We start from the raw sequence: 15,811 nt of genomic DNA, 5'->3' as shown, positions 1-15,811 counted from the left end.
GTTATACGTTTATAACTTGATTTTATTAGTTGGCCGCCCTGTGCGTCGGGGCAAGGGCAACTATCGCGCGCAATTTGGTTCAGGGAAGATCAGACACCATGGCTAAGTCCCATGCCGTCGCGCCGTTATTCAAGGCGCTGGGTGAATACAAGAGCATCTTGATCAGTGTTGGCTGTTTCACTGCATTGATTAACCTGTTGATGCTGGTGCCGTCGATTTACATGCTGCAAGTGTATGACCGTGTGCTGTCCTCCCAGAATGAAACCACCCTGGTGATGTTGACGCTGATGGTCGTAGGTTTTTTTGCGTTTATCGGCCTGCTTGAGGTGATCCGCAGTTTTATCGTGATCCGGATCGGTAGCCAACTGGAGCGGCGTTTCAACTTGCGCGTCTACAAGGCCGCGTTTGAACGCAACCTGCAACGTGGCCAGGGGCATGCCGGGCAATCCTTGGGCGACTTGACCCATATTCGTCAGTTCATCACGGGCCCTGCGTTGTTCGCATTTTTCGATGCGCCGTGGTTTCCCATCTATCTGTTCGTGATCTTCCTGTTCAACGTGTGGCTTGGCGTGCTGGCCACCGCCGGTGCCGCGCTGCTGATCGGCTTGGCATGCCTGAATGAATACCTGACCAAAAAGCCGTTGGGGGAGGCCAGCGGTTACTCCCAGCAATCCACGCAATTGGCCACCAGCCACTTGCACAATGCCGAGACCATTCAGGCCATGGGCATGCTCGGCGCGCTGCGCAAACGCTGGTTTGCGGTGCATTCGCGGTTCCTTGGCCTGCAGAACAAGGCCAGTGATACCGGTTCGGTGGTCACGTCATTGAGCAAGTCCCTGCGCCTGTGCCTGCAATCGCTGGTGCTGGGGCTTGGCGCTTTACTGGTGATCAGAGGCGATATGACCGCCGGGATGATGATTGCCGGTTCGATCCTGATGGGCCGGGTGCTCAGCCCCATCGACCAGTTGATTGCGGTGTGGAAGCAGTGGAGTTCGGCCAAGCTGGCCTACCAGCGGCTGGATGAGTTGCTTCGCGAGTTTCCTCCGCAAGTGGAGCAGATGAAATTGCCGACGCCGCTCGGCCAAATCAGTTTCGAACAGGTCAGTGCGGGCCCGCCCGGAAAGCGTGTGGCGACCTTGCAGCAGGTCAGCTTCAACTTGGGCGCCGGTGAAGTGCTCGGTGTGCTCGGCGCATCGGGCTCTGGCAAATCCACCCTGGCGCGTGTGTTGGTGGGGATATGGCCGACGCTGGCCGGCACCGTGCGCCTGGATGGCGCGGATATTCATCGCTGGGACCGCAACGACCTGGGGCCGCACATCGGCTACTTGCCCCAGGACATCGAACTGTTCAGCGGCAGCATCGCCGACAACATCGCGCGCTTTCGCGAAGCTGATCCCGAATCAGTGGTGCGCGCCGCGCAGCAGGCGGGCGTGCATGAACTGATCCTGCGGTTGCCCCAGGGCTACGACACCGTTTTGGGCGACAACGGCGGTGGCCTGTCCGGCGGCCAGAAACAACGGGTGGCGCTGGCCCGCGCATTGTATGGCGGCCCGCGTCTGATCGTGCTGGATGAGCCCAACTCCAACCTCGACACCGTCGGCGAAGCCGCCCTGGCCAGCGCCATCGTGCAGATGAAAGCCCAGGGCAGCAGCGTGGTGCTGGTGACCCATCGCTCTTCGGCGCTGGCCCAGGCCGATAAGCTGCTGGTGCTCAGTGAAGGGCATTTGCAGGCGTTCGGGCCGAGCCAGGAGGTGCTGCGGGCGTTGTCGGGTCAGCAGGAAGCACCGAAGGAAAAAACCGGCGTCAGTTTCAGTCGTCAGTACCAGGCCGGAAGGAATCCAGGCGCATGAGCAGCATCACTTTTGAACCGCGTTTCAAAGAGCGCGACGCCGGGTTCTTCGCCCGAATGGGCTGGTTGCTGACGGTAGTCGGTGCCGGCGGATTTTTCCTGTGGGCCAGCCTGGCCCCGTTGGACCAGGGCATTCCTGTACAGGGCACGGTGGTGGTATCCGGCAAGCGCAAAGCTGTGCAAACCCTCAGCCCTGGTGTGGTCAGCCAGATTCTGGTGAAGGAGGGCGAAACGGTTAAACAAGGCCAACCGCTGTTTCGCCTCGACCAGACCCAGCACCAGGCCGACGTGCAGTCACTGCAAGCCCAGTACCGCATGGCCTGGGCCAGCGTGGCGCGTTGGCAGAGCGAGCGTGACAACCAAACCCGCATTACCTTTCCTGCCGAGCTGGGCACCAATCCCGACCCAGCCCTGGCGCTGGTGCTGGAAGGCCAGCGCCAACTCTTCAGCAGCCGTCGCGAAGCGTTTGCCCGCGAACAGGCCGGTATCCGCGCCAATATTGAAGGTGCCACTGCGCAACTGAACGGCATGCGCCGTGCCCGCAGCGACCTGACGGCGCAGGCCCAATCCTTGCGCGAGCAACTCGGCAACCTGCAACCGTTGGCCGACAACGGTTACATCCCGCGCAACCGGCTGATGGAGTACCAGCGGCAGTTGTCCCAAGTCCAACAGGACTTGGCGCAGAACACCGGCGAAAGTGGACGCGTGGAGCAGGGCATCCTTGAATCGCGCTTGAAATTGCAGCAGCACAGCGAGGAATACCAGAAGGAAGTGCGCAGCCAATTGGCCGACGCACAACTGCGCAGCCTGACCCTGGAGCAGCAACTCACCTCGGCCGGGTTCGACCTGCAACACAGCGAAATCAATGCACCGGCGGATGGCATCGCGGTCAACCTCAGCGTGCACACCGTCGGTGCCGTGGTGCGCGCCGGCGAGACCTTGCTGGAGATCGTGCCCCAGGACACGCGCCTGGAAGTGGAAGGGCACTTGCCGGTGCACCTGGTGGACAAAGTGGGTACGCACCTGCCGGTCGACATCCTTTTCACCGCCTTCAACCAGAGCCGCACACCGCGTGTTCCGGGCGAGGTCAGCCTGATTTCGGCCGACCAGATGCTCGATGAAAAAACTGGCGTGCCGTATTACGTGCTGCGCTCCACAGTCAGCGACGCGGCACTGGAAAAACTCCACGGGTTGGTGATCAAGCCAGGCATGCCCGCCGAGATGTTCGTGCGTACCGGCGAGCGCTCGTTGCTCAATTACCTGTTCAAGCCGCTGCTCGACCGCGCCGGCTCCGCGTTGACCGAGGAATAGACATGAAAGCTGTGTTTATCGCCTTGCTGTTGACCTGCGCCAACGCCCAGGCCGCCATGGGCCCGTTCGATGTGTACGAGCAGGCCTTGCGTAACGACCCGGTGTTCCTCGGCGCTATCAAGGAGCGTGACGCCGGCCTGGAGAATCGCGCCATTGGCCGTGCGGGCTTGTTGCCCAAACTGTCGTACAACTACAACAAGGGTCGCAATAACTCCCAGGCCACCTTGCCGGACGGGCGCGGCGGCAGTTATCACGACGACCGCAACTACAACAGCTACGGTTCTACCTTCAGCCTGCAACAGCCGCTGCTCGACTACGAGGCCTACGCCAACTACCGCAAAGGCGTGGCCCAGGCGCTGTTCGCCGATGAAAGCTTTCGCGACAAGAGCCAGGCGCTGCTGGTGCGCGTGCTGACGTATTACACCGAGGCGTTGTTTGCCCAGGACCAGATCGACATCGCCCGCGCCAAGAAGAGGGCCTTCGAGCAGCAGTTCCAGCAAAACCAGCACCTGTTCCAGCAGGGCGAGGGTACTCGCACGGACATTCTGGAAGCCGAGTCGCGCTACGAACTGGCCACCGCCGAAGAAATCCAGGCGATGGATGAACAGGACGCGTCCTTGCGCGAGCTGGGTGCATTGATCGGCGTGCAAAGCGTCAACATCAATGACCTGGCCCCTTTGAACCAGGGGTTTGTCGCGTTCACCTTGACCCCGGCCAACTATGACACCTGGCATGAACTGGCGATCAGCAACAACCCCACGCTGGCGTCCCAGCGCCAGGCCCTGGAAGTGGCGCGTTATGAGGTGGAGCGCAACCGCGCCGGGCATTTGCCCAAGGTCACGGCGTACGCCAGTTCGCGCCAGCAGGAGTCCGACAGCGGCAATACCTACAACCAACGCTATGACACCAACACCATCGGCGTCGAAGTCAGCCTGCCGCTGTATGCCGGTGGCGGTATCTCGGCGTCCACCCGCCAGGCCAGCCGCGCCATGGAGCAGGCCGAGTACGAGCTGGAGGGCAAGACCCGCGAAACCCTGATCGAGTTGCGTCGCCAGTTCAGTGCGTGTCTGTCGGGGGTGAGCAAGTTGCGGGCGTACCAGAAGGCGTTGGTGTCAGCCGAAGCGCTGGTGGTGTCGACCAAGCAAAGCATCCTCGGGGGGGAGCGGGTCAACCTTGATGCGCTGAACGCTGAGCAGCAGCTGTACAGCACCCGGCGTGACCTGGCGCAGGCGCGGTATGACTATTTGATGGCTTGGACCAAGTTGCATTATTACGCGGGGAATCTGCGGGATACTGATTTGGCGAAGGTGGATGAGGCGTTTGGGCCGCGATTGTAGCGGTGGTTTTTTGGGGGGAGATGGACATCAGCCGGGGCTGGAATGCAATTCACTGTGGGAGCGGGCTTGCCCGCGATGGCGGAGTGTCATGCAGCGGCTATGTACCTGAGATACCGCTATCGCAGGCAAGCCAGCTCCCACATTTGACCTGCGTTGCCTAATCTTCCTTGCGCACGGTGGCTACGTCGTCGGCTTTGACACGGATGCGTTTGCCGGCGATGTCGGTGAATTCGTAGAAGCCGTCGGCAGTCTTGGTTTTTGGGGTGTCCTTGGTCAAATACTGTGTGCCATTTTGCAGCGTTACCACGGTTTGCGTCGCGCAACCGGCCAATACCAGAAAAGTGAGTGCAACCAGTGGCAGACCCAAATTCTTCATGTTCATAACCCTTACCTTAACCCTGAAAAGTCCCACGCCAGAGGCCGCGGGCCACAAATGTTACGCCATCGACTCACCCATCTGATCACTTTTACGTAAAAAGTTGCAGGCGCCATTTATCTATTACCGATTGCAACCTGGCATCTGCGGCGGCACTCTGTATGCATAACCAGTACTTGATCACTGTGCGCCATGGCCAATCCCCTCGAAGACCCGCTCTATTACCTGCATAACTTCCGTCAGGTCCTGCACTGGCTGGAGCAGCGCTATGCGGATTTGCTTGATCCGGACGAACAGCATTTCATTCAGCAATTTGACAGGTTGCCGCAAGCGTCTCAGGCGCTGTTGGTGCGCATGGTGATGCGCAAGGGTGTGCATTTTCGTGCGGGCAAGCTCAATTACCTCGAGATCGGTTGCCCGCACGCCGCTGCCGAGCCGTTGTTGGCACTGGGCTGGGTAGATAATCAAAGCCTGCTGGGCTTTGAAGAGCTGTTCGCCTTGTTGCAAAAAGGCGAACTTCTCGCGACGTTCAAGCCTTGGATCGACCAACCCAAAGCGAGGAAAACCGACTGGCTGGAAGGGCTGGCGGCGCAATTTGCCGACAGCCGCAGTTTCGCCACCTGGTGCCCCGCACTGTCTGACACGCTGTACAGCCTCACTGTGATGGAATTGTGCGACCGCCTGCGTCTGATGTTCTTTGGCAACCTGCATCAGGACTGGTCAGAATTCGTGCTGGCCGACCTTGGCATCTATACCTATGAAAAAGTCGAATTCTGTGCCGAGTCCCGCGGTTTGCGCAGCCGAGACGACGTGCACGGATTTTTGTTCCTGCACCAGTGCCAGCAGGCCTTTGAAACGGGCCAGGCGCTGGAAGAAGTGCTCGTGCGGATCGCTACCCTGAACACCGATAACCCCTGGCTGGAAAAACGCCGGGCCAAGCTATTGTTCCAAGTGGGCCAGTACTGTGAACGCAATGCGGAACTGGGCTTGGCAGAGCAGATTTACCGCGCGTGTGCCTACCCAGGTGCCCGCGCGCGATTGATCCGTGTGCTGGAGCGCCAGGAGGATTACACCCAGGCCATTGCCCTGGCTTACGCCGCTCAACAAACACCGGAAAGCGCCGCCGAGCAGCAACACGTGTTGCGTGTGTTGCCACGCCTGCGGCGCAAATTGGGCGAACCGGCGTTGCCCAAAACCAAGCCCCGGCCGGTCACGCGACTGGATCTGGCCCTGGCGCTGCCCGAGCCGTTGATGTCGGTGGAGTACTGCGTGCAGGCTCACCTCAGCGAGCCCGATGGCCCGGTGCATTACGTTGAAAACGGACTGATCAATTCGCTGTTCGGCCTGCTGTGCTGGGACGTGATCTTTGCGCCGCTGCCAGGTTCGTTTTTCCACCCGTTCCAGCGCGGCCCCGCAGATTTGCACAGCGAAGACTTCCACCAGCGCCGCGCGCCGCTGTTCGCCGGGTGTTTCGAGCAGTTGCAGGACGAGCGCTATAAAACCACCATCCGCCAGCGTTATAGCGAAAAGTGGGGAATCCAGTCGCCGTTTGTGTTCTGGAACCTGCTTAGCCAAGATCTGCTGGAACAGGCATTGGCCTGCCTGCCCGCCGAGCATCTGCATTACTGGTTTGAACGGCTGCTGCTGGACATCCGCGCCAACCGCGCTGGCATGCCCGACCTGATCCAGTTCTGGCCCGAGCAAAAGACCTACCGCATGATCGAGGTCAAGGGCCCTGGCGATCGCCTGCAAGACAACCAACTGCGCTGGCTCAAGTTCTGCGGCGAATACCAGATGCCAGTGACGGTCTGCTATGTGCGCTGGGCAGAGCCCGCTTGAGTTACAGCGTTGCCGTGCGTGCATTGTGTGAGTTCACGGCCAAGGTCGGTGACCTGGACCTGCGCTTTACGCCATCCCCCAGCGCCCAGGAAGGCATTCTCGGCCACCGCACCGTCGCGTCACGGCGCAGCAAGCACTACCAGAATGAAGTCGCGCTTGAAGGCGACTACCAACAACTCAAGGTACGGGGCAGGGCGGACGGCTATGACCCGGACGCCAACCGCCTGGAAGAAGTCAAAACCTATCGCGGCGACCTCGATGCCCAGCCCGCCAACCATCGCCAACTACATTGGGCCCAGGTCAAAGTCTACGGCTGGTTGATGTGCCAAAAACTCGGCCTTTCTGACATTGACCTGGCACTGGTGTACTTCGATATCGTCGGCGAAGGCGAGACGGTGCTGAACCAACGCGTTCAGGCAACTGAACTGGAGGCGTTCTTCAATCAGCAATGCGCGCTGTTCCTCGGTTGGGCCCAGCAGGAAATGCAGCATCGCGAAGCGCGCAACAGCGCCGCGCAAACCCTGGTATTCCCCCATGCCGGTTTTCGTCCTGGCCAGCGTTCGCTGGCCGAGTCGGTGTACAAGGCCGTCAGCACCGGGCGTTGCCTGATGGCCCAAGCGCCCACGGGTATCGGTAAGACCATCGGCACGATTTTCCCTTTGCTCAAGGCCCTGGCGCCCCAGCAACTGGACAAGCTGTTCTTCCTCACCGCCAAGACCCCCGGCCGCAAGCTCGCCCTGGATGCTGCCCAAGTGCTATACGCCAGCAGCCCCGGCCTGCCATTGCGCGTGCTGGAGCTGGTGGCGCGGGACAAAGCCTGTGAACACTTGGACAAAGCCTGCCACGGCGATTCCTGCCCCTTGGCCAAGGGCTTCTACGACCGCTTGCCCGCCGCGCGCATTGCCGCGTCCAAGGTGCGCCTGCTCGATCAGCGCAACCTGCGCGACGTCGCCCTGGCCCATGACGTTTGCCCTTACTACCTGAGCCAGGAAATGGCGCGCTGGGCCGACCTGGTGGTCGCCGACTACAACTACTACTTCGACTTTGGCGCCATGCTGTTTGGCCTGGCCCAGCTCAATCAGTGGCGCGCCGCCGTGTTGGTGGACGAGGCGCACAACCTGGTCGAACGTGCCCGTTCGATGTACAGCGCCAGCCTTGACCAGTACAGCCTCAAGACCCTGCGCGACACCGCGCCAGAAGCGTTGAAGAAACCCTTGCAGCGCCTCAACCGTGAGTGGAACGCGCTGCACAAGGACCAGCTCGCGCCGTACCAGGCTTATGTCGCCCGACCCGAAAAACTGATACAGGCCCTGACCCTGTGTGCCAGCGCCATGGGCGACTATTTCAACGCGCACCCCGAGTCACTCAGTGGCGACCTGCAAGCGTTTTATTTCGAGGTGCTGCAATTTGCCAAGGTTGCCGAGCTGTTCAACGAGCACTTTATTTTCGATATCAGCAAGCGCCAGTTCAGTGGCAAACGCAGCAGCTCTACCCTGTGCCTGCGCAACGTGGTGCCCGCCGAGTTCATCCGCCCGCGATTGACCGCGGCCCGCAGCAGTGTGCTGTTTTCCGCCACCCTCAGCCCTCGTCATTACTACGCCGACTTGCTGGGCCTGCCGGCGGATACCGCGTGGATCGACGTGGAGTCACCGTTCAAGGCCGAGCAATTGCAGGTGCGCATCGTCGATGCAATCTCCACACGCTTCGTGCATCGCAACGCCTCGCTGGAATCCATCGTTGAGCTGATCGCCCACCAGTACACCCAACAGCCTGGCAACTACCTGGCGTTTTTCTCAAGCTTTGATTACCTGCAGCAGGTGGCGCAGTTGCTCGGCGAGCGACACCCGCAGATCGTGCTCTGGCAGCAGTCACGCGGCATGGCGGAGGCCGAGCGCCAGGCCTTTCTTGACCAGTTCACCGAGCACAGCCAGGGCATCGGTTTTGCCGTACTGGGTGGCGCATTCGGCGAGGGCATTGACTTGCCCGGTGCGCGCTTGATCGGTGCTTTTATTGCCACCCTCGGGCTGCCCCAACTGAACCCGGTCAACGAACAGATGAAACTGCGCATGGGCGCGATCTTCGGCGCGGGTTACGACTACACCTACCTGTACCCCGGCATTCAGAAAGTGGTGCAGGCGGCGGGCAGGGTGATCCGTAGCCAGCAGGACCGGGGCGTGGTGATGTTGATCGATGACCGGTTCGGCGAGGCGCGGGTGCGCCAATTGTTGCCGCGCTGGTGGGCACCGACGATCAGAGCGTGACGCCACACAGTCGCTCGCTCAATGCCCATAACCGCTCGGCGTGCTCCGGGTCGACGGCCCAGGGATAGACGCCGGAGCGCCTGCTTTCATCGTGAGCGGGGGCGGCTACATCGCAATCTTCGCAGTACAGGCCGCCGAGCCCCTCAAGTTTGGGACTGACGCCACACCACACCATCGTCGCGGCGCCTTGTTCAGGGTGCTTGTAATGACTGGCCGGGCGAATATTCCCGTGTTCATCCAGCGCGCCGACGAATGCCAGGTCGTCTTTGTCCAGGTAACGGAGCAGGTCAGTGAGGATTTCACCGGGATGTACCGAAAAAGCGCGCACATCGCATGCCTGGCCACGCTGGTCCAGTGCCACGGCGAACAGCGCGTTGGCGGTTTTTGACTGACCGTACGCCAGCCACTTGTCATAGGCGCGGCGTTCAAATTGGGCATCTTCGAAGTGCAGGGGGCTCAAACGATGCCCGAGGGACGACACCGCCACCACCCGCGCTCCGCTTGTTTTACGCAAGGCCGGCCACAGGCGGGCGGTCAGCTGAAAGTGCCCCAGGTGGTTGGTGGCGAACTGCGCTTCCAGGCCGTTGGCGTTTCTTTGTAGTGGGGTAGCCATGATCCCCGCGCTGTTGATCAGAAGATGTAACGCCCTTCCAGACGCCAGGAAGTCCTGGGCGAAGCGGTCAATAGAGGCCGCGTCGAGCAAATCCAGGCTGGCCAATTCAACGCCGCGGATCCCGCGTAGGTTGCGCTCGGCTTTAAGCGCGTCGCGTGCAGGAACGATCACCTGCGCGCCTGCGCCTGCCAATGTCCGCACGGCCTCCAGGCCAATGCCGGAATAGCCACCGGTAACGATAGCGGTCATACCGTGTAAATCTTTACCCGCCAATGCTTGTGTGGCTGTCGTCGCACCGTCGAATCCGCTGTTAATAGGGGTTTGCTTGCTGGTCATAAGGCTCTCCACTCAGGAGGACCTATAGTGTTTTTTTGGGGCCGGACGCGGAATAGCCTAAAGTCTGTATTTCTGTCGCGATCGTCCGGAGCTTTTTTATTTATGGATACCCTGTCTGATGTGGTGGCGTTGTTACGCAGTCACCACTCGTATTTTGCAGGTTTGAAGGCGGGCGGCGACTGGGCGCTGGATTTTCCACCACCGAGTGGCATCAAGTTCAACGCGGTGGTGGAGGGGGAGTGTTGGCTGGAAGTGGAAGGGATGATCGTGCCCGTCCGGCTGTATGAAGGTGATTGCTTTCTATTGACGCAAAATCGACCGTGGAAATTATCCAGCCACCTGGCACTGGAGGGGGTGGATGCTCGGGAGGTCTACAGCAAGGCCGTGGGCGGTATCGCCAGCCTGGGTGAGACGGCTGATCTGTTTCTGATTGGCGGGCTGTTTTACTACGGTGATGAAGCCCGCCTCTTGCTGGAGGGATTGCCCCCGGTGGTGCGCATCAGCGCTCGCTCCGATCAGGCCAGTGTGTTGCGTTGGTGCCTGGAGCGCTTGTCTCTTGAATACGCCAGCCCGAAGCTGGGTGCGGCGTTGATGACCGAGCATTTGGCGCAAATGATGCTGGTGCAAATCCTGCGCCTCTATCAAGCTTCCCTAGGCGCCAGTACCACCGGTTGGCTCGCGGCGTTGACCGATCCGAGGTTGGCGCCGGTGCTGGCGCAAGTGCACGCCGAACCGGCACGGCGTTGGACATTGAGCGAAATGGCAGGCACGGCCAATCAGTCTCGCTCGACCTTCGCCCTGCATTTCAAGCAACGTGTTGGCATGGCACCTCAGGCGTATCTGACCCGCTGGCGCATGCATTTGGCGGTACAGGCGTTGAACACCTCCAGCAGCAGTGTGTCCAGCATCGGCCAGGCATTGGGTTATCAGTCGGACAGCGCATTCAGCAGTGCTTTCAAACGTTTGATGAATTGCTCACCGCGAGAGTACCGCGAGCGCAAACTACACAAGGACGCCTCTGATGAACGCTACCCGGCAGCACAGGATCCAGGTCAACGGCATTGAGTTAAGTGTGCAGGTCACGGGGGCGGACGAAGGCCCGCCGATCTGGCTGCTCCACGGTTTCCCGGAATGCTGGCACTCCTGGCGCGAGCAGATTCGCGCATTGGCGGCTGCGGGTTACCGAGTGTTCGCCCCGGAAATGCGCGGCTACGGCCAGACCAGTTCGCCCGCCGCGATCGCCGATTATGATCTGCTGACCCTGTGCGGGGATATCCAGCAGGCCATGGACCATTTTGGCCATGCGCAGGTGGTGATGGTCGGCCATGACTGGGGGGCAGTGGTGGCCTGGCACCTGGCGCTGCTCGAACCCGAGCGTGTCACGCACTTGATCACGATGTCCGTGCCATTCGCTGGGCGCGCGCGGCGGCCGGTGATCGAAATCATGCGTGAGCTGTACGCCGATCGCTTCAACTACATCCTGTATTTCCAGGAGCCTGGCGTTGCCGAGCAGGAGCTGAACGCTGACATCGAGCGCACGCTGCGCCTGTTCATGCAGGATCAGGATGTGTTTTTGCAAAAGAAACCGCCGAGCGCCAGGTTACTTGAGGGCGTTCCCGCGCCCGGCGCATTGCCGCAATGGTGTTCCCAGGCAGATCTGGACGTCTACGTAAACACCTTCGCCGACCACGGTTTTCGTGGCCCGCTGAACTGGTACCGCAACTTTGAACGCAACTGGCAACGCACCGAATGCCTGGCTGGCCAGCAGGTGTTGCAACCCACGCTATTCCTGATCGGTGACCGAGACCCGGTCGGTGTGTTCGAGGCGCACACACTCAAACGCATGCCCGATTCAGTGCCTCACCTTGAACAACACGTGCTGCCCAACTGCGGCCACTGGATCCAGAACGAACAAAGCCAGCAGGTCAACACGCTGATGCTCGCGTTCCTACGAAAACCGTAACCCCAACCCCCTCCAAATGTGGGAGCGGGCTTGCCCGCGAATGCGTCGGGTCAGCCACTCAACCGTTGACTGACCCACCGCACCGCGAGCAATCGCGCTCCCACCGCTTCAAACAACTTCCAAATACGAACTATGAATCGCCTGTGCCAACTCCCGAACCGTGTCAATAAATTCCGTCAAGCGGCTATGCAACCCATCCTCAAGAATCTCATCAATCCCCGTATACCTGAGCCGCGCCTCAAACTCCGCGGCCAACCGCTGCGCCGTGCGCCCGTAACTGCCGGGCAAGTCCGCCAGGATATGACTCAACTCCTCGATACATGCATGCAACGAACGCGGCACATCGCTGCGCAACAACAGCAACTCTGAGACCGAGCGAGCATTCAACGCATTCGGATACAACTCGGTGTACGCCTCGAACGACGACAACGCGCGGAGCAGGGCGCTCCATTGGTAATAACCGCGTGCCGACAAGTCACTGACTTCCTCCGACTCCTCGCCAAACATCTCATAGCGTGCATCCAGCAGGCGCAAGGTGTTATCCGCACGCTCTACGAAGGTGCCCAGGCGGATAAACCGATAGGCGTCATTGCGCATGATCGTCCCGGAGGTGGCCCCCCGGAAAAGGTGCGAACGCTGCTTGACCCAATCACAAAAGTGGTTGATGCCATGCCGCGCCAGGCCGCCCGCGGCGATGCTGCGCATTTCCAGCCAGGTGGCGTTGAGGTTTTCCCACATGTCGGCGGTGATCCGCCCGCGTACCGCATGGGCATTGCCACGCGCCGCGCGCAGGCAGTTATAGATGCTGGCGGGGTTCTCTTCGTCGAGGGCAAAGAAGTGCAACATGCGCTCGGCATCCAGCTGTGTATGCCGCTCAAGGTAATTGTCCAGGGTGCCGCTGCTGAGCAGCGACATGGCCAGTTCATCCAGGCCATCACTATGCCCGGCCTGGGGCATCAACGACAGGGAGTAGCTGACCTCGAGCATCCGCGCCAGGTTCTCGGCGCGCTCCAGGTAACGGGACATCCAGTACAGGTCTGCGGCGGTTCTACTCAACATACTCAGTCCTCCACCACCCAGGTGTCTTTGGTTCCGCCGCCTTGCGACGAGTTGACGATCAGTGAGCCTTCCTTCAGCGCAACACGGGTAAGACCACCCGGTACGAGGCGGGTTTCCTTGCCCGACAGCACAAAGGGCCGCAGGTCGATATGGCGCGGAGCAATGCCGTTCTCGACAAAGGTGGGGCAGGTGGACAGGCTCAGTGTGGGTTGGGCGATATACGCGTGGGGTCGGGCCTTGATGCGTTGACGGAAGTCCTCGATCTCGGCGGCGCTGGAGGCCGGGCCGACCAGCATGCCGTAGCCGCCGGAGCCTTGGGTTTCCTTGACCACCAGTTGCGGCAGGTTGGCCAGAACGTGGGACAGTTCGTCGGGTTTGCGGCACTGGAAGGTCGGCACGTTTTGCAGCACCGGTTCTTCATCCAAGTAGAAGCGGATCATCTCGGGCACGTAGGGGTAGATCGACTTGTCATCAGCCACGCCGGTGCCGATGGCATTGGCCAGCACCCCGTTGCCGGCGCAATAGGCGGCCACCAGGCCGGGCACGCCAAGCATCGAATCGGGGTTGAAGGCCTTGGGGTCGAGGAAGGCGTCGTCGATACGCCGGTAAATCACGTCGACCGGCTTGGGGCCGTCGGTGGTGCGCATGAACACCTTGAGGTCCTGTACGAACAAGTCGGCGCCTTCCACCAGTTCCACGCCCATTTCCCGGGCCAGGAACGCATGTTCGAAGAATGCACTGTTAAAGCGCCCTGGCGTTAGCACCACCACGTTGGGGTTGTCCAGGCGGCTGGCGCTTTTCAGGGTCTTGAGCAGCAGGTTGGGGTAATGGTCCACCGGCGCGATACGCTGCTTGGCGAACACCTCGGGGAACAGGCGCATCATCATTTTGCGGTCTTCGAGCATGTAGCTCACGCCGCTGGGGGTGCGCAGGTTGTCTTCGAGCACGTAGTAGGTGCCGTCGCCATCGCGCACCAGGTCGACACCGGAAATATGCGAGTAGATGTCGCGGTGCAGGTCCAGGCCGACCATCGCCTTCTGATAACCCTCGTTGCCCAGCACCTGTTCCGCCGGAATGATCCCGGCCTTGATAATGCGCTGGTCGTGGTAGATGTCGGCAAGGAACATGTTCAGCGCGTTGACGCGCTGGATACAACCGCGTTCGATCAGGCTCCATTCACTGGCGGGGATGCTGCGGGGGATGATGTCGAAGGGGATCAGGCGCTCGGTGTCTTGCTCGTCGCCATACAGCGTGAACGTAATCCCGGCGCGGTGGAACAGCAAGTCGGCTTCACGGCGACGCTGGGCCAGCAGTTCCGGCGGCGTATTCGCCAGCCAGCGGGAGAAGTCTTGATAATGCGCACGGCACGCGCCGTTTGCGTCATTCATTTCATCGAAGAAAGATCGAGCCATTCCAGTACCTTGTCAGTGCCGAGGATAGCCAAGTGGCACTGCCGCTTCAAAAAACGCATTTTTATAAGGCCGTGGCTGAAGGTGCCAACCGGCCTGGTCCTTACTTTCTTATGGGGTCGGCTCTGGGTCGGTGGGTAACGAATGCTCCTGTAAGCGGGCAAGGCAGGTGAGTGATGAAAGGGTTAAGCAATGCGTGTGCCGAAACCACCAATAACCCTATTGCCGTAAGCGGGCTTGCCCCGCGCTGGGCTGCGCAGCGGCCCAAAAAAACGGGAGCGCTACGCACGCCAGCGCGGGGCAAGCCCGCTCACTACAAAATGCGCCAGATTGGTGCGCAAACTAACTTGAACTTCGCCAGCGCCCCTTCCTTCTAAACAGACTCGATCCAAAACGGAGCACGCATGTGCCCAGAATCATCTCCCCCCAATCCCCAGAATCGACCCTGACAGATCACAGTGAACACAACGCCAAGATCTTCGGCTCACCCAAAGACCGCCTCGACTTCTATCGGCGCGAGATACAATACGAAACCTCGATCCTGGCCAACCGCACCGACGCCTACCTCACGGCGCAGTCGTTCCTGGTGATCGCCTTTGTCTCTGGCATGGGCAACCTCAACCCGGAATGGGGCAAATTGTTCACACTGTTGGTGCCGCTGTTCCTGGCGCTCCTGGGCATTCTCAGCTCACTCAACGCCTGGCCCGGCATACGCGCGGCGTATGACATCATTGACCACTGGCACTTCAAGCAAAGCGAACTGCTGCGCAGCGAGCCAGTGATGGGCATGGCCTACGACGAGTCGCCGCTGTTTTCCGAAATGGAGTCGTCCCACAAGGGCTATCGCAAGTCGTTGTTGTTCTCCATGCGCGCCCCGTGGCTGTTCATGGTGTTCTGGGTGCTGCTCGCGGCTTATGCGTTCTACATTCAGGTAGATAACCCAGGCTCTTAGGCAATTTGAACTTCATTGCCCAGGGCGTGACCTTACCTTTACGCAGGCTGCATTTTCCCAATACTGCGAACAGAAGAGGTGACCCATGAACACACACGACGATCCCCAAGTCAGCGGGCGCAACGACCCGGCCATCGACGGCGGCGAACCCGCGCCAGGTACTGGCGCCGACGCGCCAAAAGATCCGGCACCGGCCAAAGAACCCAAGGCTGAAGAAAACGACTACAGTCCAGACTTCGAGCCGGAGCCGGAGCCCAAGGCTGAAACCGATGCCGATATCGATACCCAAGGCGGCTAGTGGAGACGGTGATGTCAAAAGAACTTGATGACGAACTCAACGACCCAGGCAATGAAGACCCTGGCTCGTTGATGGATGACGCAGAAGTGCCGCTCAACGATCTGGATGAAGCGGCGGATGTGGGCAATACCGAGAATCTGGACTGAGTGCTCACCTGGCGCTTGCGGCGGCGTGTCGGATCCGTAGCGTCCTCCGGCATCCATGCACA

Annotated in this window: 14 protein-coding genes; 10 read left to right on the top strand and 4 right to left on the bottom strand. The window is 60.4% G+C overall.

The window, feature by feature from the left end; genetic code table 11:
- The first annotated feature begins 98 nt into the window (after positions 1 to 98).
- The 3 genes from AACY36_RS25710 to AACY36_RS25700 are packed head-to-tail and all read left to right on the top strand — an operon-like array spanning position 99 to position 4,497.
- Positions 99 to 1,850, top strand: a complete 1,752-nt coding sequence (locus AACY36_RS25710) for a type I secretion system permease/ATPase (protein ID WP_339428442.1) — start codon at positions 99 to 101, stop codon at positions 1,848 to 1,850.
- Entirely contained in the window at positions 1,847 to 3,160 is a 1,314-nt protein-coding gene (locus AACY36_RS25705; RefSeq protein WP_339494567.1) for an HlyD family type I secretion periplasmic adaptor subunit, read from the top strand. Before AACY36_RS25710 ends, AACY36_RS25705 begins: the two co-directional genes overlap by 4 nt.
- 2 nt (positions 3,161 to 3,162) lie before the next feature.
- A complete protein-coding gene (locus AACY36_RS25700) occupies positions 3,163 to 4,497 on the top strand; it encodes a TolC family outer membrane protein (protein ID WP_339420186.1) in 1,335 nt (444 codons plus the stop codon).
- A 157-nt stretch (positions 4,498 to 4,654) separates the two neighbouring features.
- Here the strand turns inward: AACY36_RS25700 and AACY36_RS25695 are convergent, their stop codons facing one another.
- Complete coding sequence (locus AACY36_RS25695; protein WP_049708369.1) at positions 4,655 to 4,879, bottom strand: YgdI/YgdR family lipoprotein; 225 nt, start codon at positions 4,877 to 4,879, stop codon at positions 4,655 to 4,657.
- A gap of 186 nt (positions 4,880 to 5,065) precedes the next feature.
- On the opposite strand from AACY36_RS25695, the gene AACY36_RS25690 reads away from it, so the two are divergent.
- Complete coding sequence (locus AACY36_RS25690; RefSeq protein ID WP_339497713.1) at positions 5,066 to 6,712, top strand: VRR-NUC domain-containing protein; 1,647 nt, start codon at positions 5,066 to 5,068, stop codon at positions 6,710 to 6,712.
- Complete coding sequence (locus AACY36_RS25685) at positions 6,709 to 8,973, top strand: ATP-dependent DNA helicase (protein WP_339497711.1); 2,265 nt, start codon at positions 6,709 to 6,711, stop codon at positions 8,971 to 8,973. The genes AACY36_RS25690 and AACY36_RS25685 overlap by 4 nt, the downstream gene beginning before the upstream one ends.
- Here AACY36_RS25685 and AACY36_RS25680 read toward each other — a convergent pair.
- On the bottom strand, positions 8,963 to 9,922 hold the full coding sequence (locus tag AACY36_RS25680) for an oxidoreductase (RefSeq protein ID WP_339420195.1): 960 nt from the start codon (positions 9,920 to 9,922) through the stop codon (positions 8,963 to 8,965). The genes AACY36_RS25685 and AACY36_RS25680 overlap by 11 nt on opposite strands.
- A 102-nt stretch (positions 9,923 to 10,024) precedes the next feature.
- Between AACY36_RS25680 and AACY36_RS25675 the strand changes: the two genes are divergently transcribed.
- Both AACY36_RS25675 and AACY36_RS25670 read left to right on the top strand, forming a co-directional pair.
- Positions 10,025 to 10,987, top strand: coding sequence for an AraC family transcriptional regulator (locus AACY36_RS25675; RefSeq protein ID WP_339497710.1), 963 nt, complete (start codon positions 10,025 to 10,027; stop codon positions 10,985 to 10,987).
- A complete protein-coding gene (locus AACY36_RS25670; protein ID WP_339420199.1) occupies positions 10,944 to 11,885 on the top strand; it encodes an alpha/beta fold hydrolase in 942 nt (313 codons plus the stop codon). Before AACY36_RS25675 ends, AACY36_RS25670 begins: the two co-directional genes overlap by 44 nt.
- Positions 11,886 to 11,993: 108 nt before the next feature.
- Here the strand turns inward: AACY36_RS25670 and AACY36_RS25665 are convergent, their stop codons facing one another.
- Both AACY36_RS25665 and AACY36_RS25660 read right to left on the bottom strand, forming a co-directional pair.
- Positions 11,994 to 12,944 carry an alpha-E domain-containing protein gene (locus AACY36_RS25665; protein WP_339428448.1) on the bottom strand — a complete coding sequence of 317 codons (951 nt, stop codon included), beginning with the start codon at positions 12,942 to 12,944 and terminating at the stop codon, positions 11,994 to 11,996.
- Positions 12,945 to 12,946: 2 nt separating this feature from the next.
- On the bottom strand, positions 12,947 to 14,356 hold the full coding sequence (locus tag AACY36_RS25660; RefSeq protein WP_339497709.1) for a circularly permuted type 2 ATP-grasp protein: 1,410 nt from the start codon (positions 14,354 to 14,356) through the stop codon (positions 12,947 to 12,949).
- A 403-nt stretch (positions 14,357 to 14,759) separates the two neighbouring features.
- Here AACY36_RS25660 and AACY36_RS25655 point away from each other — a divergent pair, with 403 nt between their 5' ends.
- The 3 genes from AACY36_RS25655 (at position 14,760) to AACY36_RS25645 (ending at position 15,749) form a co-directional block, all read left to right on the top strand.
- A complete protein-coding gene (locus AACY36_RS25655) occupies positions 14,760 to 15,305 on the top strand; it encodes a hypothetical protein (protein ID WP_339420203.1) in 546 nt (181 codons plus the stop codon).
- An 85-nt stretch (positions 15,306 to 15,390) separates the two neighbouring features.
- Positions 15,391 to 15,603, top strand: a complete 213-nt coding sequence (locus AACY36_RS25650) for a hypothetical protein (RefSeq protein WP_339420205.1) — start codon at positions 15,391 to 15,393, stop codon at positions 15,601 to 15,603.
- An 11-nt stretch (positions 15,604 to 15,614) separates the two neighbouring features.
- Positions 15,615 to 15,749, top strand: a complete 135-nt coding sequence (locus AACY36_RS25645) for a hypothetical protein (RefSeq protein WP_339420206.1) — start codon at positions 15,615 to 15,617, stop codon at positions 15,747 to 15,749.
- Positions 15,750 to 15,811 lie beyond the last annotated feature (62 nt).

Source organism: Pseudomonas sp. EA_15y_Pfl1_P101, from assembly GCF_963970835.1.
GTDB classification, from domain to species: Bacteria; Pseudomonadota; Gammaproteobacteria; order Pseudomonadales; family Pseudomonadaceae; genus Aquipseudomonas; species Aquipseudomonas tritici.
The sequence above is the reverse complement of the archived record's forward strand: the minus strand, read 5'-3'. Positions and strand labels throughout refer to the sequence as shown.